This is a genomic window from Candidatus Methylomirabilota bacterium, assembly GCA_035709005.1.
Classification (GTDB): domain Bacteria; phylum Methylomirabilota; class Methylomirabilia; order Rokubacteriales; family CSP1-6; genus 40CM-4-69-5.
Genome location: DASTFB010000132.1, coordinates 108,096 through 127,177, shown reverse-complemented (window position 1 = coordinate 127,177; position 19,082 = coordinate 108,096). Strand labels below are relative to the sequence as shown.

Sequence of the window (19,082 nt, the reverse complement as noted above, 5' to 3'; positions counted from 1 at the left end):
AGGAGGACCCGCGAGCATGCGGAGCACGTGTTGGCTGATGTCGGTCTTGCTGATCATCCTCTTCGCCCTGACCGGCTGCGCGACGAGCGAGGAGTGGGAGGCGTGGAAGTCTCACCCGTCGCACTTCGCCTCGGGCGCCCACATGGGATTCTCCGTGCGCAACCGGGAGGGAAAGTCCTCACGGGTCAGCCGTGAGGACATCGCCGTCGCCCGAGAAGAGGGCTGGTGGGGCAAGGCCATCACGGTGAGCCAGGAGGCCATTCTCGAGCGGTAGCCTTCGTATCGGGCCTTGTCACCGCCTGGCCACTTTGTCCCGAGGGCCGCGGTGATGAGAGGTGCGGAATTCCGCCAAGGCGTTGATAAGACGATTCTTGCGGCTCTGGCACCCCCCGTGCAGACGCGGCCCGGCATGAGACTGCTGACACGCACCGCCAACTCGCTCCTTGCCTTCCTCCTGCTGACGGCGCCGGCTGCCGGCTCGATGGCCTGGGCAGGCCCCATCGACGACCGGCTGCTCCCGATGGACCAGCACTCCTCCGAGAAGGCCCGTCGGCTCGTCAAGACCCACGGGCGGGCCCTCCGCGAGCTGAGCGCAGGGGTCTACCACTGCCTGCCCTGGCTCGAGGTGTCCAAGCACTCGATCGGGTTCTTCCGCCCCAAGGGCGCGACCCAGGACGAACGCTACCTCTCGATGCGGGTCTATATCGAGCAAGACGCCTCGCCGCAGTTCGCCAGGCTCAAAGCCGAAGAGCGGGCCGCCGCGATGTTCTCGCGCTACGTGGGCCCCCTGCTCAAGCGTATGGCCGCCGAGCGGGCCCTGCTCGACGATCCCAACCTCGACGGCTTCACCGTCATCCTCGACTGGACCAAGCCGACTCCGCGGGACGCCGGCGAGCGGCCGGTGACCGAGACCATTGCGGTCTTCATCACGAAGCCGATGGCGGCGGAGTATCTGGGCGGCCGCGCCCCGGTGTCCCGCCTGGCCGAAGCCCGGACCCTTGCGTGGGACGGCGAGACGGCACGGGGGCCGGTGCGGCTGACGGCGTGGGAGGACGACTTCGTGAAGACCTACAAGGTCGCGAACTATCAGCTCCAGAAGGGCGTGACCTGCCCGTCAGGACTGTAGCGTCAGCGCCTCGCGCACCCGAGCTGCGATGGCGGCCATGGCTTGAGCCCCCTCGCCGTGTGGAGGCTCGGCCACCAGCGGGTCGCCACGGTCAGCCGCCAGAGCCAACGCCCGGTCGAAGGGGACGCTGCCCAGAAACGGGATTCCCGCCTCACCTGCCATAGCGGACGCGTCAGGCCCGGGAAAGAGGCCGGCCATGTTCTCGATGAGGCCCAGCACCGGAGCGCCGGCGTCCCTGGCCACCGTGATCGCCTTGCGCACCACGAACTGGGAAAGGTCGGAAGGGATCGTGATCACCACTGTGCCCGACATGGGCACCAGCGACGTCACCGTGGCGAGGCGATCGGTACCCGGCGGCAGGTCGACCAGGAGCACGTCGAGCAGCCCCCAATCGGTGTCCGCCAGAAACTCCCGCAGCGCCTGGGCTTCCATGGCGCCCCGCCACGTATGCGCCTCGGCCTGGGTGGGCGCGCGCCAGGCTAGCGGCGCCGCGTCGGAGGGCAGCAAGAGATCCATCGACATCACCTTGACGCCCAGCGCGGAGACCGGCGGCGCCACGGCGTCGCCGGCGATCGTCAGGCGCCGGCCGCGCACCCCCAGGATCTTCGCCATCGTGGGGCCGTTCAGATCGGCGTCCAGCACCCCCACGCGCCAGCCGGACAGAGCCAGCGCGCAGGCGAGAGCCCCCGTCAGCGTCGACTTGCCCACGCCCCCCTTCCCCGACACGACGGCGAGGACGTGACTGACGGTGGCGAGACGACGGCGCATCCGCTCTTGCTGCTCGCGCACCTGCCCGGCGACGCCCGAACCCCCGTCGCCTGCGATGTCTCGATACCTTTTCACCGGTCGCCTCCCGCGGTGTGCGGCCAGGCGGCACGCACGACGAACGCGAGCGCCATCAGCGTGACAGTCAAGAACACCACGCCGCCGGTGCGAAACGAGATCTCGCCTCCCCAGGGGGCGGGCACCGTGCCCCCGCCACCCAGGACCACCTCCGCCACCTTGAACGCGCGTACGGCGAGCAGGACCGCGACCAGCCAGGCGAAGGTCCGCCGCGACACCCATCCCCCGAACCACGACCACCGGCGCCACAGAAGCAACGGGATGAGGATGAGCGGGACGAGGCCGATCCCGCCCCAGTAGAGCATGGTGGGAACGGCCGGCGCGCCTGCCCGAGCTCCGGCCACTCCCACCCCGTGGGCGATCAGATAGAGCCCCCCGACGAGGTACACCACTCCATAGAGGCCGTAGGCGCGGGCGGCCGCCCTGAACCGCCGCTCGACGGCGAGCGCGGGACCGTGGGGCGCGGCCCGATCTAGGCCCGTGGGCGGAATCGAGCGCCCCACTGGTCCCGCGCGTCAGCGAGCAGCGCGGGAGTGATGATGGCCTCGCCGCGGCGACGGGCATAGGCTTCGATGGCCCTCGCGACCATGCCCCGGGCGAATGACGGGATCGCCTGGAGCCGAGCCCGCGCGGCCTCTTCCCAGACGAGCTCGTAGGCTACCGGCAGCCCGAAGGTCAGCGTGGCCGGCAGCTCGATCACCTGGCTGCCGTGGGCGCCGGGCTGGTAGGCGCAGGCGGGATCCTCGGCCAGATAGTCGCCGTACGTCGCGTAGGCGCGACACCGGCATCCCCCGCAGAGCTTGGTGAATTCGCACGCCCCGCAACGACCGCCCAGCCTGGGTTCCCGGAGATCGGCGAACACCGGCGCCGATCGCCACAGCTCGGCGAACGACGTGCGGCGCAGGTTGCCGACGGCCACCGGCATGTACGGGCAGGGGGTGACGTCGCCCTCGGGGGTGATCCGGCAGTAGTACTTGCCCGCCGGGCAGGAGCCGTGGGCGTAGTTCTTCAAGAACGGCGATTGGGGGTTGCGCTCCCAGAGGATCCGCCGGAAGTGTGGCGCGCACTTCGCCCGGATCAGCAGCCCGTCGGCCCGGCCAACCGGCGTGGACCAGGGATCCTCGAAGCGCTCGCCCGCTCCCGCATCCTGGACCCTGGCCAGGTACGCCAGGATTCGCTCGTACTCGCCGGCGTCGATGTCGCTGAGGCTCTGGCCCCGCCCGGTCCTGACCAGGAAGAAGAAGTTCAGCACCCGGGCCCCGAGCTCGCGCGCCAGGTCGATCATCGCCGGCACCTCGCTCACGTTCCAGTCGGTCACGGACATATGCAGCGAGAAGTCCAGACCGGCCTCGCGCAAGATGCGCGTGGCCCGCACGGCCCCCTGCCAGGCGCCGGGAAGGTGGCGAAAAGCGTCGTGCCGAGCGGCAACGGTGGAGTCCAGGCTGATCGAGGCACCCAGCACCCCGTGCTGGCGCATGAGCGCGGCCTCCCGCTCCCGCAGCAGGACGCCGTTGGTGCCGAGCACCGTGGTGAAGCGGCGCTCGGCGGCCCAGGCGGCGATCTCCCAGAGATCCTTGCGCAGGAGCGGCTCGCCTCCGGTGAGGATCAAGAAGACGTTGGGATTGACCTGGGCGATCCCATCGATGACGCGCCGGCACTCGGCGGTGGTGAGCTCGGCCCGCGTGTCGGCCCCGGCGAAGGCCGACATGTAGCAATGGGCGCACTCCAGATTGCACCGCTGCGTGAGGTTCCAGGACACGCTGTAGGCGGTGTAGGGCTCGCCGCCGGTCGTCATCGGCGTCGCGTCCGGCCCCCGGCGCTCAGCGGGGCGTCTTGGTGGAGACGTATCCGGCGATGACCTCGTTCATCAGCTGGCGCGCGTGGCCGATGCCTTCCTCGCACAGGGCCAGATCGATCGCGCCGACGCCTTTGGCGACGGCGACCTTCTCGATCTCCTCGCGCGTCATGTCGCGCATGAAGCCGGCGGGCACGCGATTGAGCCGGGCCGTGGCGTCTTCCGTCCACACGAAGGCGCCGGGCTGGCCCGGCGCCGGCGCCTCGGCCGGCTCGAACCGGGTCTTGGCCAGCAACGTATCCCAGCCAGCGCCCAGCTTGTCGCGGCCGACGGTATCCTCGATCAGGGGCAGGGCCAGTGCGCACGTGATGACGGGGATCCTCTTGGAGCGCGCGTACTTCTCGACGCGGGCCTTGGCTCGCCGGCGCAGGTAGGCGTCGGCGACCTCCCGAAGGGCGTCGCGGGCATCGGCGGACCACTTCACCGCCACACCGGGCAGCGACTCCTCCTCTTCGACGCCGCCCTCCTGCGAGGCGATGGCTTCCACGACCTCGCGGGAGACGACCTGGAACCTGTCGGCCGTGGCCCGACACACCGGACAGCTCACCACCGGGTTAGGCCCCTTGACGGTGTAGCCGCACACCGAGCAGATGGCCGTCACCGCGGCCTGGTCGGCGCGAAGCCGGGCCACGGCCACGTCCTCGGCCAGGATCTGCATCTTCTCGGCCATGCGGGTGGGCATGAAGATGGCCATGGCCTCGTCGATGACCTTGTTGGTGATCACCGTGTGTCCCTGCTCGATGGCGTACCGGAGCAGGGCCGTACGAGCGACACCCTTGACCTGGGGCGGGACCCGCTCCATCCGGGCTTCCGCCTCCTCGGTCCAGGCGATGATCTCCTCGGCCTTGACGTCGAGCGGCGGATAGAACCGCCCGCCCGTGAGCAGGACGTTGCAGGGGGCCAGGCGCAGGAGGTTCTCGGTGTTGGAGCCCAGCTCGAGCTCCTGCTCGTCGGAATGCACCCCGATCCGCCCGAGGATGAGCAGCCAGGGCTGCTCCTTGCGGGCGTAGGTCAAGATCTTCTCGAAGCACTTGCCGTCGAGCAGGGTGATTCCCAGATCGACCGCCTCGTCCGCGGCCAGCTTCCGGCCGATCTCCAGATGCGACTGATAGATCTTGGCCAGACCCGTATCGATGATTTCCTCGTGCAGCTGCTCCTGCTCCTTGAAGCGGAAGATCTTGGACGCCTTCTCGCTCAGGACGCCCACGATGCCGTTGAACATGGCGTAGTGCAGATAGGGGTCGTAGACGGCGACGGCCTGCAGGGGCCGCCCCAGCGCCTTGGCCAAGGCGATGCCGATCTTGAGGCCCTGGAAGGACTGCGGCGAGCCGTCGAGCCCCACCACGATGGCCCCCTGCTGGTCGCGCAGGGCGTCGTGATTGCGGACGACCAGGGTATCGGTCGCGATGCGGCGCACGAATCGTTCGGTGACCGATCCCAGCTGGCTGTCCTTGACGGCGCCCATGCCCAGGGCGCCCATGATGACCAGGTCGTAGTCGGAGGCGGTGGCGTCGTCGATCAGCGCCTTGTAGTGCTTGCCGTCGAAGGTCTTGGCCGCGAAGGCCAGGCCGGCCGCCCGGGCCTTGTTGGCCATGACGTCGAGGTAGGAGTCGGAGATGAGTTGCAGGCCCATGGCGATCAGCGAGTCGTGAATCCTGCGCTGCCGCTCCAGCTCCTGCTCGTCCTTGTACTCCTCGGGCAGCGTGTACTCCATCTGTTTGAAGCGGTAATCGTGCAGGCGGGCCGCGTAGACGTGACAGCCGGTCAGCCGCGCTCCCAGCGCCTGCCCCAGCTCCACGGCGAGGTCGATCGCCCGATTGGAGTGCTCGGAGTTGTCGACGGGAACGTAAATGTGCCTGTACATGCCCCCTCCTGGCGTACCTACTTCAATTCAAAATCGACCGTCGCCGTGGCGCCCGGTGCGACCGTGACCTCTTTGGTGGTGACCCTGGGCTCGTCGTAGACGGGGCGACCGTCCTTGTCGACCGCCGTGGGCCGGAAGCCTTCGTGCCACATCGTGACGCGGTACGTGCCCGCGGGCACGCCGTCGATGCGGTACGCGCCTCGCGCGTCGCTGATCGCGACGTAGGGGGTGGTGTGGACGTAGACCCAGGCGAACATGTGGGGGTGCGCGTCGCACAGGACCCGCACGGGACCGGGCTTCGTGAGCTTTCTCGTGATGTCGATCACCTGGCCCGCGCTGGGCAAGGCCAGGTTGAATACCGTCTGCCGGCCGGCGCCCACCGTGTGGAAGCCGTGCGTGTTGTGCAGGACCGGGTCCGAGTTCCGCACCCGGGCCCGGGTGCCGGCCATGAGAGCGCTCACGTGAGGCACGAACAGGCATCTGTGATTGTCGATGAGAAGCTCGCCGTCCGGCTTCTTGCCCCGGGCGATCCCTTCGATCCGGATCACGCTGCCCTGCACGCCCCCGGTCGGGCCGACCATCAGCGCCTCCGAGTCCTTCGACGTGCCGCACACCTCGCGGTTCTTGTTGACCCGGATCGGCTCCAGCCTGGGCGGCGTCCCCACGAAGCGCACGACGCCGCTGACGGTTGCCCCGTCCGGCACCGCGATCTCCTCGTACGCCGCAGCCACGGGCGTCGCAAAGAATGCAAGCGCAAGAACCGCAGTCACGACTCTCGTCAGGCGGGCGAGCGTCCGTCTATTGAACAGGGCACGGGCACCCGGGCTAGCGCCACGCCCGTGCCCCGCCGGAATGACCCGCACCGGACGCTCGCTCACGTGGTCAGAGTCGCAACGTCCCTTCTCCGCGACTACCCTCATGCCTCCGGGCTCACGAAGTACACGAGCCCCAGCCAGACGCTGCGACTCCACCGGAAGAACCAGAACGGGAAGACCAGCAGAAAGGGGACCCAGATGGCGAACTGCACCGCCGTCGACAGATCCGCCCACGCCCGCAGCACGAAGTAGCCGGCGATGACGATGCCCGTGGTCGCCGCGTAGTTGACGTAGATGGCGCCCACGAAGAAGCCCTGCGCCCGCTCGTAGCGCAGTCCGCAGAGCCCGCACTGCGATTCCATGGCCAGCCAGCCCCCGAGCCGTCTCCGCACGGCTCGTCCCCAACTCCCCGGCCGCGGGGTGGGTGGCGCGCCCGGGAACAACGGCGTCTGCCCACAACGCGGACAGCGCAGGCGCACTGCCCGTCCGGCGATCCGGGCAGCCCGGGTCAGCAACGGCTCGGCCGGCACGGTTCACGTCAGTGCTGGGCAGGCGCCGAGGTCGCGGGCTTCTTCGTGAAGCTCTTGTGGTCGACGGCGAGCCCGTCGGGCAGGAGCAGGAAGACCAGGAGCGTGGCGATGGCCAGGGGCGTGACGGCGATGAGCCCCATGGTTCGCGCCTCGAAGCGCAGGTGCATGAAGTACATGGCGACGAGCGCGGCCTTGCCCAGAGCCAGGCCCACCAGCAGCACGCCGATGGTGAACTTGGCCAGCGGCAGGAAGATCACCAGCAGCTCGATGACCGTCAGGGCCGCGAGCCACCAGAAGATCGTCATGTAGTTGGGGTGCTTGTGGGCTTCTGCCGTCGTCGCCGCCATCGCTTCCGCCCCCTAGAGCAGGTACATGAAGGTGAACACCATGATCCAGACGAGGTCGACGAAGTGCCAGTAGAGCCCGGCGATCTCCACGGCGTTGTAGCTGGCCATGGGATCGGGCCGGTTGGTGACATACCGGATCATGGCGAGCAGGTAGAGCACGCCGCCAGTCACGTGCAGGCCGTGGAAGCCGGTGATGAGGAAGAACGACGTCCCGAACAGGCTCGAGCCCCAAGGATTGCCGTTGATGTGCAGCCCCTCGTGGATCAGCTTCGACCACTCGTAGGCCTGCAGGCCCACGAAGATGGCGCCGCCGATCGCCGTGTAGGCCAGGAACATGCGGGCCCGGATGCGATCGCCGCGACCGAGCCATTCCAGCGCCTTCACCATCGTCACGCTGGAGCAGATGAGCAGGAACGTCATGAACGCCGTCAGATTGATGCCCAGCACTTCGTAGGGGCTGGGCCAGTCCCCACTGGTAGCCCGCATGGCCCCATAGGAGGCCAGCAGGACGCCGAAGCCTACGGCGTCGCCGACCAGGAAGATCCACATCCCTAGCTTTCCCCAGCTCTCCGGCGTGAGCGGGGTCTCGGCCGGCTCGACGGCCGAGTGCACAGCCACCTGGCTCATGTCGTCTCCTCTGGTTGGTAGTCGCCCGGCAGCCCGGCACGCCGCGACCGCGAGCGCAGGTAAGCGTAGGCGAAGATGCCGCCGATGGCGGCGGCCACGACGAACGGCATGATCAACAGTCCGATGAACGCCCAGTTGAACGTCCGGTCTCCGTAGGCGGAGCTCAGACACCCCGGGCAGGCGAGCGCGATCGCCGGGGCCAGCGCCAGGATGAGCGTGACGAGGATCACCCGGCCGGCGAGCTTCACGACAGATACACCGAGACGTACAGGATCGGCCACAGCGCCACCACGAAGTGCCAGTACAGGGCGCAGGCCCGCACCCCGGCCATGTGTTCATCGGCGAACCGGCCGCGGGCCAGCAGCAGCAGCGTGACGCTGAGCCAGCTCAGGGCGGCCAGCACGTGGACGCCGTGGGCGCCGATGAGCGTGTAGAAGGCCGCCCCGTAGGTGCTGGAGGACATCGTCAGGCCGAATCCGATGAGGCGCAGCCACTCGTACCCCTGGACGACCAGGAAGAGCCCACCCAGGGTTCCCGCCAGCTGCAGCCTCCGCACCGCGGCCCGGCGCCGACTGTCACGGAACATCCGCATCGCGGCGACCACGGCCACGCTGGAGCCGAGCAGCACCAGCGTGTTCACGCCGGTGATCCCCACCGGCAGACGCGGTTGCAGGGGCGGCGGCCAGACCGGGGCGCCAAGGCGCAGCACCCAGAAGGCCGAGACCAGCCCGGCAAAGAACATCACCTCCGCGGCGATCAGGAAGACGGTGGCCAGGATCGCGTTGTCCAACCCGATCCGCCGCGGCGACGGGTCACCGTCGCGACCGTCGTCGCCCCCCGTCGACGGCAGAGTCGGCGGCAGCCGGCCGTCTCCCCGGGACGGGCGGATCCGGCGAGGCGGCGGCGTCTCGAGGACGGTGCTCACCAGCGGATCCCTACCAGGAGGGCGGCCGTGGCCAGGGCGCCCATGATGAGGAGCAGCACCCGCGCGACCCGTCGGTTGCGCCCCCGCAACTCGTCCCCGGTGAACCTCGCCGGAAGGCTCATGACTTGTCCAGGGCCAGCAACGCCAGGATGGCCGGCAGGTAGAGGAGCGAGGCCAGCAGCACCCGGCGGGCCGCCCGGGCCGTCGGCTCCAGCGCCTGCAGCACGCCCAGCCACGAGAACAGCAGCCCGAGGCACAGGGCGCCCAGGAAGTAGACGGGCCCGGCCAGGCCAACGAGCGTGGGCAAAAGACTGACTGCCAGGAGGCCCAGACACGCCGTGACGATCTGCCGCTCGGTGCTGGTCCCGCTCCGGTCGACCACCGGCAGCACCCGCACTCCGGCGCGCGCGTAGTCCGCCTGATAGAGCCGCGCGATGGCCAGGGTGTGGGGCAGCTGCCAGAGGAAGAGAATGCCGAAGAGCAAGGCCGCACCCAGCCCGAGCTCGTCCCGAGCCGCCACCCAGCCGCTCACCGGAGGCAGGGCACCGGGCACGGCACCCACCACCGTGCACAGCGCCGTGCGGAGCTTCAGCGGCGTGTAGGCGAACAGGTAGAGCACGACGGTGGCGATGGTGGTCGCCGCCACCACCACGTTGACGAGCGCGGCCAGGTAGGCCACCCCGGCCAGCGTGATCGCTCCGCCGAACGCGAGGGCCTCCAGCGGCTGGAGTCGACCGTCGGGAAGCGGTCGGCTCCGCGTGCGCTCCATCCGGGCGTCGACGTCCCGTTCCCAGTACTGGTTCAGGGCCAGGGTTCCCGCCGCGGACAGTAGCGTGCCGAGCACCAGGTGCAGGACGCGCCCCCAGTCGGCCGGGCCGGTGAGGGCGACATAGTAGCCGACCAGCGTCGTCACCAGGACCATGACCACGACCCGGGGCTTCGTGAGGGCGATCAGATCCGCCATCACCTGGCGCCGGTCGCGCGCGGCGAGGGTGACGATTTGGTCGGAGGGGGCCTGGACGGCCCCCTCCGAGGCCTCCCCCAGACCAGCTCGCGCGGGCAAAGCCCGCGCCCGAACAAGGGCGACGTCGCTCATGCGGCGGTCCCCACCGCTTCCGTGAGGTTCGAGGCCTGCCGCACTGACGACCACACCCGCAGGGTGAGCATGACGGCGGCAGCCAGGATCAGACTGCCGGCCAGCCGGTGGGCCACCGGCAAGAGCAGGCCGAGCGCCGGCGCCGGCACGACGTCGGGCGCGAGCCGCGCCACCAGCGTGGCGACACCCAGGACGAGCTGTACCACCAGCAACACGAGCAGACCGCCCGCCACGGGCTCGGCGACGGCGTCGCCGCTTCGCCGCAGCCGCGCCGCCACGATCGGCACGACGGCGAAGACGGCCAGGGCGCCGACGAGGTGCATCTCCAGCCATCCGGCGTGGGTCAGGAGCGCGCCGAACACGATCTGAACGAACACCAGCGCGGCCGCCAGGAAGGCCGCCGTCCGGGTCCCCGGCTCGACCGAGGTCATCGGCGGCCGGCCTCGGGGCGAGGTGGCCAGCGCCAGCCCGGCCACCAGCGCGAAGAAGGCCTGAGCCAGACAGCCATGCAGGATCGCCAGGGTGTCCTGGAGCAGCACCACACGGAGGCCGCCGAGCACACCCTGCACCACCACCGCGATCACCGCCACCGCACCGGCCAGCCGCCAGCGGCCCCCGAGCCGCCACAGCGCCGCGGCCAGGGCCAGCGTGAGCAGGCCGACGAGCGAGCCGACGAGCCGATGACTGTGCTCGTAGAAGATGCCGCCGACCATCTGGGACCAGGGATAGAGGAACATGGTGTGCCCGAACGTCGTCGGCCAGTCGGGGACGGCGAGGGCCGAGCCCGTGTTGGTGACCAGGCCCCCGGCCAGGATGAGGACCAGGGTCGCCACGCCCGTGAGCAGGGCGAGCCGATGGGCGGCCGTCATGGTTCCGCTCGAACTCCTACGTCCACCGCTCAGTGCCGCCCGGCCCCCACGCGCCCCGGCGACGGCTGCCACTGGGGCAGGAAGTCCTCCTTCGACTCGGGGGAGCTGTACTCGTAGGGGCCGCGATACACGGTGGGCAGCGTCGGCCCCCAGTTCAGGTGCGGCGGCGGCGACGGCGCCGACCACTCCAGCGTGTTGGCGTTCCAGGGATTGTGGGGAGCCCGGGACCCGGCGAACAGCGACCAGAAGAAGTTGATGACGAACGGGATCTGGGACAGGCCCAATCCGATGGCGCCGATGGTGATGATCACGTTCCAGTGCTGCTGGTGCTGCAGGAACTCGTACTGGAGCGGGTTGTAGATCCGCCGCATCTGGCCCCCCACGCCGATGATGTGCATGGGGAAGAACGTCAAGTTGAAGAACACGAAGGTCCCCCAGAAGTGCAGATGGCCCAGCAACGGGTTGGTCAGCCGGCCGAACATCTTGGGGAACCAGTAGTAGATGGCGGCGAAGGCCCCGAAGATGGAGCCCCCGAAGACCACGTAGTGGATGTGAGCCACGATGAAGTAGGTGTCCTGGATGTAGATGTCCACGGGGGTGGAGGCCATGAAGATGCCGCTGAGCCCGCCGATGACGAACATCCACACGAAGGCCAGGGCGTTGAGCATGGGCACGGTGAACCGGATACGGCCCCCCCACAGGGTGCCCAGCCAGTTGAAGGTCTTGATGGCCGAGGGCACGGCGATGATCATCGTGGTGACCATGAACGACATGCCCAGCGCCGGGTTCATGCCGCTGACGAACATGTGGTGGCCGTAGACCACCCAGCTGAGGAACGCGATGCCGATCATGGAGAACGCCATCGCGTGGTAGCCGAAGATCGGCTTGCGGGCGAAGACGGGCAGGATCTCGGAGGCGATGCCCATGGCGGGCAGGATCAGGATGTAGACCTCGGGATGGCCGAAGTACCAGAACAGGTGCTGCCAGAGCAGGGGCTCGCCCCCGCCCGAGGGCTTGAACCAGCTCGTGCCCAGGGTGCGATCGAAAAGCAGCATGGCCACGCCCGAGGTGAGGACGGGCAGCGCCAGCAGGAGCAGGATGGCGGTGATGAACAGGGACCACACCACCAGCGGCATGCGGAACAGCTTCATGCCGGGCGCCCGCATGTTGATGATGGTCGTGACGTAGTTGATGGAGCCCATCATCGACGAGACGCCGAGCACGAAGAGGCTGATGCACCAGAGGTTCTGCCCCCAGTTCGTCCCCGTGTACTCGGGGACCGCCGACAGCGGGGCGTAGGAGGTCCAGCCGGCGGCCGCGTGCCCGCCCTCCACGAAGAATCCGAACAGCATGAGGACGCCGGCCACGGCCGCCGCCCAGAACGAGAGCATGTTGAGGAACGGGAAGGCCATGTCGCGGGCCCCGATCATCAGGGGGATGCAGAAGTTGCCGAAGGCCCCGGCCAGGATCGGCATCACCACGAAGAAGATCATGATGGTGGCGTGCATGGTGAACGCCATGTTGTATTCGGCCGGCTCCAGCACCCCGCCGGTGTCGGTGAGCAGCCAGCCCAGGCCCGGCACCGCCGTTTCCGGCCAGGCCAGCTGCCAGCGGACGACCAGCGCCAGCAGTCCCCCGATGATCATCATGAACAGGCCCAGGAAGAGGAACTGGCGCGCGATCATCTTGTGGTCCGTCGAGAAGACGTACGTCCGCCAGAATCCGAGCTCGTGGTGTCCTACGTGCGTCGCGTGCCCGTGAGCGGAAACGCTGGTGGCGCTCATCGTCTGTCACTCTCCCCCTTGGCGGCGCTTGGCTTCGCCTGCGCCGTCTGGGCCACGGGCGCCTGGGCGGCGAGGTTGGCGGCGGCCCACTTCGCGTACTCCTCGGCCGTGTGCACGTAGATCCAGGCCCGCATCCCGGAGTGGCCGAAGCCGCACAGTTCGGCGCAGGGGATCTCGTACTTGCCGGGCTTGGTCACCTCGAACCAGGTCGGGATCTCGCGGCCGGGAACGGCGTCCTGCTTGAAGCGGAAGCTGGGCACGAAGAAGCTGTGGATCACGTCCTCGGACCGGAGGTTCACCCGGATGGGCTTGCCGACGGGCACGTGCATCTCGTCGAGCAGCGTCTTGTCGTCGGGCGTGCCGAACCGGCCGTCGGGGCCGGGGTAGGTCACCTGCCAGTTGAACTGTTTGCCCGTCACCTGCACCACGAAGTCGGTCTGGGGCAGGCTCATCTTGATCTTGGACCACGCCGGCACGCTCAGAAACGTCAGCACCACCAGGATCAGGGACGGCACCACCGTCCACACGATCTCCAGCGGCGTGTTGCCGTGCGTGTAGCGGGCCCGCCGGCCCGGCCGGTCGCGGTAGATCACGATGAAGCTGAGAAACGTGACCGTCACCAGGATGAAGGTGATCCCGGTGATGTAGTAGATCAGGTGAAACAGCCAATCGATCTCCCCACCGAAGGTCGCGACGTTTTCCGGCAGCCACCAGCTCAGCATGCGCTCTCCCCGTTCTCTACTTCTTCATCTCGAAGCTGACCTTGGCCGTCTGCCCGGCTTTCACCTCGACGTCCTTGGTTTGCTTGCCCAGCGTCTCGTGCCAGACCTCGACCTTGTGCTTGCCCGCCGGCACGTTGTCGATCTTGGCCACGCCGCTCTCGCTGGTGACCCCGAAGAAGGGGGTGGGCACCACGGCCACCCAGCCGAGCATCCAGCTGTGGACGTCGCAGGTGACCTTGACGACCTCGGGCTTCGCGAACTTCTCCGTCATCACCTTCTTGAACTTGGGCTGGGCCTTGTTGATGGGGGGATTGGCGGTCGAGTACGTATGGATGTTGTGCAGCACGCCATCCGAGTTCTTGATCTCGAGGTCCCCGGGCGTCATAACGACGACGTGGGGAACGAACTTGCAGCCCTTCTGGTCGATGACGGCCTTGACCGCCTTGGCCTCGCCCTTGGCGGTGGGCACCGAGGCCACGGCGTTCGCCAGCCCCTTGTTGGATCCCACCACCACCTTCTCCACCAGGGCTTCGGTCCCGCACACCTGGGTGTCCTTGTTGACCTTCAGCTTCTCGATGACGGGGGCGCCGTTGTACTTCACCTCGACCTCGACGGTGCCGCCGCCCTGGGCGGTGGCGGGGGCGAGCTGGCCTCCCAGGATCGCCGCGCCGGCGATGACGGCGAGCGCCGCACATGCTACCCATGCTCTGCGCATCACGTGCCTACCTCCCTTCGTCCATCGGACGAATGAACTGGCCACACTATGCAGGTTGACCGCGCCGGTTCGCCGCCCAAACGATGAGCAGCATGCCGCCCAGCGCGAGAAGTGCCACCACGGGTGGTACCACGAAACGAGCGTTCGACCGGGGCTCCTCCAGCCGCAGATAGTACCACGATGTCAGGGACATCCGAGCCCCGGTCTCCCCGGCGCCCCCCTCCCACGCCTGAAAGGCGATGGGAGCGAACTCGGCCGGCCGAAACGTGATCCGTTCGGCGTCCTTGGCGGCCAACGACCGCTTCATCACGACGCGGTACTGGCCGTTGTCGAAGACGGCCCGGCCGCTGACTTCGCCGCCGGTCAGGGCGCGCCGCTTGGTGGGCCCGTTGGCCGCGACCTCCAGCACGCCCTGATCACTCTGCCAGCGCAGCAGGTAGACAGCGTCCGACGCGTCCCCCATCAGGAAATAGGGACGCACGCCGCCCGGCGCCGCCGCCGGAGGAAACTGCAGCGAGACGGCGTCGGCGAAGGTCTCCTTGCCGTCCGGCTTCGACGGCGTCGGATCATCCCAGGTGAGGTGGAACGCGATCTCTCGCTCGTTGTAGACGGCGCGGACGGTGATCATGTCGATAGCGGGATTGAAGTTGCGAGGATCGACGATCACCTGCCCCATCAGCGGGATGGACTGGCCGGCCATCGTGCGCCAGAGGTCGGCCGCCGGATCGTCGGGAATCGCGTCCGACACCGCGCCCACCGTGATGAGGGTTGCGTAGCGCGGCGCCTCGGGGCCCAGCGACAGCACGTAGTTGGTGACGTGCCAGATGTCCTCGGGTTTCTCGACGGCATCGAGGAAGGCCGGCATGGGCGTGCCCAGCACGCCCACCGCCATGCGCATGGCCACGTCCACTCGCCCGGCGCCACCCCGGAAGGTCCACCGCTTGCTCAGGTTGGCGGGCTTCACGGGATGACCCCAATCGTCCTTCAGCTCGGCCCGGGAGACGCCGTCCGCGCGCCCCTCCACGCCGTGGCACTTGTGGCACTCGATCGCCTCGAACATCTCCTTGCCCCGCGCCAGAGACGCCGGCGACGGGGAGACGTCCGGCGGGAGCTCGGCCTTCCTGGGCGCCTCCTGCAGCTTGTCCCCGGCGAAGCTCTTGATGTAAGCGACGAGGTTCCAGCGATCCTGCTCGGGAAGCGCCGCCCAGCCCGGCATCGAGGTGCCCGGCATGCCATCGGTGATGGTCCGGAAGATGTCCTGGTCGGTGGGAACCCGGTTCACCGTCGAGCGGACCTTGTAGACGCCCGACGTGAAGTCCCGCGGCCGCGGCATCAGCAGCTCGGCGGCCGGCCCGCTGCCGTCGCCCTTGACGCCATGGCAACCGGCGCACTTGCGATCGTAGACCGCCTTGCCGGCCGCCGCATCGCCCTTCTGGGCGACCGCCATCGCGGGAACCGCCAGCAGCCATGCAATCACGGCGGTAGCCAGCGCGATCGAGCCCATGGCTCGATCGCCGCGTGAACGGGGGGGTCTGGGGGGCCATTTCGGGGCCCCCCAGCTCCATATCGCCCCCCCACTCCATTTCGCCCCCCGAGCCGCCCGCGAGAGCATCAATGCGACTCCCATCGCCGGGGTTGCTGACCCGTGAAGTCGTACAGGAACATGATGACCTGCCACATCTGCTCCTCGGTGAGGCGGTCCTCCCAGGCGGGCATGACCGAGTTCCAGGGCGTCGACTCGCTGGGCAGCCCGGGGCCGCCCTTGGCGATGCGCCAGAACAGGTAGGCTTCCTGGAGCATGGCGATCGTGCCGGGGTCCTGGAAGTTCGCGGGCGGCGGATTGAAGCCCGGGGCGAAGTGGCCCTGGCCGTCCAGGTTGTCGCCGTGGCAGTACATGCAATTGCGGAAGTAGATCGCCGCCCCCGCGGCGACGTGCGTGGCGTAGCTCGCCTGGTCCTTGCGCAACGGGTTCTCGGCGCCCGAGATGTTGAACGGCTTGCCGCGAAGGTCGATCGAATCGGGCGGCGCCGGATGCACGGCCCGCAGCTCGGGGGGGGCCTGCGGCCTGGCCGCCGCCTGCGTGTACGCGTAGTAGCCGAGCAGCAGCGGGATCACGATCATCAGGCCATACCGGAGGTAGCGCTTGTCGCGGTCGACCAGCACGGACCATAGCGGACGGACGAAGCTGCGCCAGGAGTCGGCGTCGGCGGACACGAAGACGAGCACGCCCATGAAGACGATGGCCATGTAGAGCGTGAACACGCTCCAGGGCGCGGGCGGCCGGATGCCATAGCGCAGGAGCACGGCCGCCAGGACCAGGATGAGGACCGCCTGGACGAAGCGGGACCGCAGGAAGCTCATTTGAGCGTGAGCAGGAACGCCACGAGGTCCGTGTACTCCTTTGCCGTCAGCGTCTGCCCGAAGGTCGGCGGCATGACCCCGGGCGGAAAGCCGGACACCGTGCCCATGCCGCGGGGATCCAGGATCTTGCGCATGATGTAGTCGGGGGTCTGGATCCGCGCGATCTGGGACAGATCGGGCCCGACCGGAGTGCCCGGGACGTCGCCGGCCTTGTGGCAGGCCAGACAGCCGCCCTTGCCCATGAAGACGGCTTTGCCGGCCTTGGGGTCACCGGGAATCTTCACCTCGGGCGCCGCACCGGCCGTGCCGCCGGCGCCGACGGTTTCGGGAATGTCGTTGAGCGCGACATCGACGGTCCCGCCCAACGACTGCAGAAACGCCGTCAGCGCCCACACCTCCGAGCGGTTCAGGGCGATGGGAGGCTTATCAACTGCGGGCATGATGGGCGGGTACCCCTCGACCACGACGGCGCCGGGGTTCAGCAGGGACTCGATGATGTACTGCTTGGCGCTCGCGCCCGGCTTGGCTCGGGCGGCCCGCGACCCGATACCGGCCAGGTCGGGCGCTCGGGTCCCCTTCTGGCCGATGCGGTGACAGACCTCGCAGGTGCCCTTGGTCTTGTAGATCTCCTGCCCGGCCTTGACGAGCTGGGCCGGGGTGACGTTGCCCCCCTCCAGCTTCAGCTCCTGGGGCGGCCGGGATTCGATCTGGGGGATCGAATTGCTGAAGGCCGCGTACGAGCCCATGACCAGCAGCCCGACCGCTCCCACCTTGACGCCGACCGGGACCCGCATTCAGGAGGGGCGCACGTCGCTGCCGCCGGCGATCGCCGGCGCCGCGGCCTGGCCATGAGCCTTGGCTTTGCCCTTCTCCCCGAGCCCGCCCAGCCAGAAGATGAACATGACCAGCGCGAAGAACACGACGGTGATGACCGTGATGACGTTGGCGGCATAGCCCAGGGCCGGGGTGACCGCCTCGGGAGAGGTATCGCGGAGGATGCCGTACACGTGCCAGTGCTGGCGGATCCCCGAGCGCGCGAACCCCATGAGTCCCATCAGCCAGGTGAAGGTCACGGCCAGAATGATCAGCACGTACTGTGAGCGGGCCGCGATCGTGCCCCAGCGAATGGTCCCGGTGGACCGGGCCCCGCGGAAGAGCGGGATGTCGATGGCCATGACGAGCACGATGCAGGCCAGCACCGCCAGCACCTGATAGACCGAGAAGCCGATGCGCACCATGGATTCCACGAAGTAGCCGTAGACACCGTAGAACACGACGATGACGGCGGCCACGCCGAACGCCGCCCACTGCACGGCCATGGCCATGCCTGCCCACGACCGGGTGGAGATACGGTTGGCGCGCCGATAGAGGATGTACGACAAGAACGTCGTGAGGATCATCAGGTTGACCACGGTGTTCTTGGCCGACATGACGCCGAGGAATCCGAGGATGGGGTGGTGGGTGCCACCCATCGCCCGGGCCTCGTCGAGCGTCACCACCATCGAGCGCGGCGTGGCCCAGATCAAGAAGCCGATGACCAGGATGAAGAGCATCGGCGGGACGAACTTGCGGTAGCGCTCCGAGCCGGGGATGCGCTCCATCCCCAGCCACAGATAGTAGTTCGAGCCCAGGAACAGGATGCCGATGAGGATGGCCTGCACGATCCACAGCCACGACATGAAGCCGCCCATCATCGTGATGCCCATCGTCTGGTTGAAGGCGTAGATTTCCCGGCCCAGCCAGTAGCCCGCGAAGGGCAGGACGATGAACGCCGAGATAGCCACGAAATTGCCCACGTAGCCCATCCAGTCGTAGCGGGCTCGTTCCTCGTCCGTCTCGGCCGAGAGGAACTTGAAGGCCGCGTAGGCCCCGGCGATGGTCCCTCCGAACACGATGTTGGCGATCAGCCGGTGGATGTTGATGGGCATCCAGGTGAAGTTGTTGATGGCCGCGCCCAGCGAGGTGAGCTGCCCCGCCTCGTTCACGCCGCCGGGGGAGATCATGAAGGTCACCCAGGAGTTGGCCACGACGAGGATGGAGGTGCCGACCAGGTTGGCCAGCACCCCGAGACCGACGTGAATCCACTTCCGGGGGCCGCTCAGCCAGTCCCAGCCGTAGTACCAGAGGTAGACGATGAACGTCTCGGCGAAGAACAGCAGCGCGTAGATCCAGTACGTCGGGAAGAAGATGGACGTCATGTACGTCCAGAACCGCGGGTAGTAGCCGACGAAGAGGAAGAGCAGCAACGCTCCCAGCAGCGCCGTGGTCGAGAAGGCGGCGAAGGTGAGCTTGACGAACTCGTGGGACAGCCAGTCGTAGCGCGCGTCGCGGGTGCGCCAGCCGATGATCTCGATGATGACGGCGAAGATGGGCACGCCCAGGATGAAGGCGGCGAAGTTCAGGTGCAGCTGAGCCACCGCCCACACGGCGAGCCGGGAGCCCAGCACCGGGAAACTGCGGTAGGCAGGCTCCCCGGTGGTGTCCTGCGCGCCGGCGCTGAGCGTTGCCAGGAGGACCAGGACGACGGCGGCGAACAGCGCGAGGCAGACGAGCTTGTTCCACCGATCACATGCCATTTCAGCGACGGTTGTAGGTCAAACGTC

22 protein-coding genes are annotated in these 19,082 nt (G+C 68.3%); 2 read left to right on the top strand and 20 right to left on the bottom strand.

Annotated features, from left to right (window positions below):
• Positions 1 to 16: 16 nt before the first annotated feature.
• A complete protein-coding gene (locus VFR64_22480) occupies positions 17 to 274 on the top strand; it encodes a hypothetical protein (protein ID HET9492500.1) in 258 nt (85 codons plus the stop codon).
• 135 nt (positions 275 to 409) lie between these two features.
• Complete coding sequence (locus VFR64_22475) at positions 410 to 1,126, top strand: hypothetical protein (GenBank protein HET9492499.1); 717 nt, start codon at positions 410 to 412, stop codon at positions 1,124 to 1,126.
• Here the strand turns inward: VFR64_22475 and VFR64_22470 are convergent.
• From VFR64_22470 to VFR64_22375, 20 genes are all read right to left on the bottom strand, one after another.
• A complete protein-coding gene (locus tag VFR64_22470) occupies positions 1,115 to 1,969 on the bottom strand; it encodes a P-loop NTPase (GenBank protein ID HET9492498.1) in 855 nt (284 codons plus the stop codon). The two genes, VFR64_22475 and VFR64_22470, sit on opposite strands and share 12 nt — an antisense overlap.
• Positions 1,966 to 2,358 carry a hypothetical protein gene (locus VFR64_22465; GenBank protein ID HET9492497.1) on the bottom strand — a complete coding sequence of 131 codons (393 nt, stop codon included), beginning with the start codon at positions 2,356 to 2,358 and terminating at the stop codon, positions 1,966 to 1,968. The genes VFR64_22470 and VFR64_22465 overlap by 4 nt, the downstream gene beginning before the upstream one ends.
• Positions 2,359 to 2,441: 83 nt before the next feature.
• Entirely contained in the window at positions 2,442 to 3,764 is a 1,323-nt protein-coding gene (locus tag VFR64_22460; GenBank protein ID HET9492496.1) for a radical SAM protein, read from the bottom strand.
• A gap of 25 nt (positions 3,765 to 3,789) precedes the next feature.
• Positions 3,790 to 5,688, bottom strand: a complete 1,899-nt coding sequence (locus VFR64_22455) for a universal stress protein (GenBank protein ID HET9492495.1) — start codon at positions 5,686 to 5,688, stop codon at positions 3,790 to 3,792.
• A gap of 17 nt (positions 5,689 to 5,705) precedes the next feature.
• Positions 5,706 to 6,392 (bottom strand): carboxypeptidase regulatory-like domain-containing protein, encoded by a 687-nt coding sequence (locus tag VFR64_22450; protein HET9492494.1) that lies wholly within the window; start codon positions 6,390 to 6,392, stop codon positions 5,706 to 5,708.
• A 212-nt stretch (positions 6,393 to 6,604) separates the two neighbouring features.
• Complete coding sequence (locus VFR64_22445) at positions 6,605 to 6,895, bottom strand: DUF983 domain-containing protein (GenBank protein HET9492493.1); 291 nt, start codon at positions 6,893 to 6,895, stop codon at positions 6,605 to 6,607.
• Positions 6,896 to 7,041: 146 nt separating this feature from the next.
• Positions 7,042 to 7,380: a cytochrome C oxidase subunit IV family protein gene (locus VFR64_22440; GenBank protein HET9492492.1), complete on the bottom strand. Its 339-nt coding sequence runs from the start codon at positions 7,378 to 7,380 to the stop codon at positions 7,042 to 7,044.
• A 12-nt stretch (positions 7,381 to 7,392) separates the two neighbouring features.
• The gene (locus VFR64_22435) at positions 7,393 to 8,007 is read right to left on the bottom strand and encodes a cytochrome c oxidase subunit 3 (protein HET9492491.1); all 615 of its coding nucleotides are present in this window, start codon (positions 8,005 to 8,007) and stop codon (positions 7,393 to 7,395) included.
• Positions 8,004 to 8,255 (bottom strand): hypothetical protein, encoded by a 252-nt coding sequence (locus VFR64_22430; protein HET9492490.1) that lies wholly within the window; start codon positions 8,253 to 8,255, stop codon positions 8,004 to 8,006. Before VFR64_22430 ends, VFR64_22435 begins: the two co-directional genes overlap by 4 nt.
• Positions 8,252 to 8,932 carry a cytochrome c oxidase subunit 3 gene (locus VFR64_22425; GenBank protein HET9492489.1) on the bottom strand — a complete coding sequence of 227 codons (681 nt, stop codon included), beginning with the start codon at positions 8,930 to 8,932 and terminating at the stop codon, positions 8,252 to 8,254. The genes VFR64_22430 and VFR64_22425 overlap by 4 nt, the downstream gene beginning before the upstream one ends.
• Complete coding sequence (locus VFR64_22420) at positions 8,929 to 9,054, bottom strand: hypothetical protein (protein HET9492488.1); 126 nt, start codon at positions 9,052 to 9,054, stop codon at positions 8,929 to 8,931. The genes VFR64_22425 and VFR64_22420 overlap by 4 nt, the downstream gene beginning before the upstream one ends.
• The gene (cyoE, locus tag VFR64_22415; GenBank protein ID HET9492487.1) at positions 9,051 to 10,028 is read right to left on the bottom strand and encodes a heme o synthase; all 978 of its coding nucleotides are present in this window, start codon (positions 10,026 to 10,028) and stop codon (positions 9,051 to 9,053) included. Before cyoE ends, VFR64_22420 begins: the two co-directional genes overlap by 4 nt.
• Positions 10,025 to 10,897: a COX15/CtaA family protein gene (locus VFR64_22410; GenBank protein HET9492486.1), complete on the bottom strand. Its 873-nt coding sequence runs from the start codon at positions 10,895 to 10,897 to the stop codon at positions 10,025 to 10,027. Before VFR64_22410 ends, cyoE begins: the two co-directional genes overlap by 4 nt.
• A 29-nt stretch (positions 10,898 to 10,926) precedes the next feature.
• On the bottom strand, positions 10,927 to 12,681 hold the full coding sequence (locus VFR64_22405) for a cbb3-type cytochrome c oxidase subunit I (GenBank protein ID HET9492485.1): 1,755 nt from the start codon (positions 12,679 to 12,681) through the stop codon (positions 10,927 to 10,929).
• Positions 12,678 to 13,403, bottom strand: a complete 726-nt coding sequence (gene coxB, locus VFR64_22400) for a cytochrome c oxidase subunit II (GenBank protein ID HET9492484.1) — start codon at positions 13,401 to 13,403, stop codon at positions 12,678 to 12,680. The genes VFR64_22405 and coxB overlap by 4 nt, the downstream gene beginning before the upstream one ends.
• Positions 13,404 to 13,419: 16 nt before the next feature.
• Complete coding sequence (locus tag VFR64_22395; protein HET9492483.1) at positions 13,420 to 14,121, bottom strand: hypothetical protein; 702 nt, start codon at positions 14,119 to 14,121, stop codon at positions 13,420 to 13,422.
• 43 nt (positions 14,122 to 14,164) lie between these two features.
• Complete coding sequence (locus VFR64_22390) at positions 14,165 to 15,622, bottom strand: c-type cytochrome (protein HET9492482.1); 1,458 nt, start codon at positions 15,620 to 15,622, stop codon at positions 14,165 to 14,167.
• Positions 15,623 to 15,729: 107 nt separating this feature from the next.
• Entirely contained in the window at positions 15,730 to 16,479 is a 750-nt protein-coding gene (locus tag VFR64_22385; protein ID HET9492481.1) for a cytochrome c, read from the bottom strand.
• A complete protein-coding gene (locus tag VFR64_22380; GenBank protein ID HET9492480.1) occupies positions 16,476 to 17,273 on the bottom strand; it encodes a c-type cytochrome in 798 nt (265 codons plus the stop codon). The genes VFR64_22385 and VFR64_22380 overlap by 4 nt, the downstream gene beginning before the upstream one ends.
• Positions 17,274 to 19,055 carry a cytochrome ubiquinol oxidase subunit I gene (locus VFR64_22375; GenBank protein HET9492479.1) on the bottom strand — a complete coding sequence of 594 codons (1,782 nt, stop codon included), beginning with the start codon at positions 19,053 to 19,055 and terminating at the stop codon, positions 17,274 to 17,276.
• Between the last annotated feature and the right edge of the window lie 27 nt (positions 19,056 to 19,082).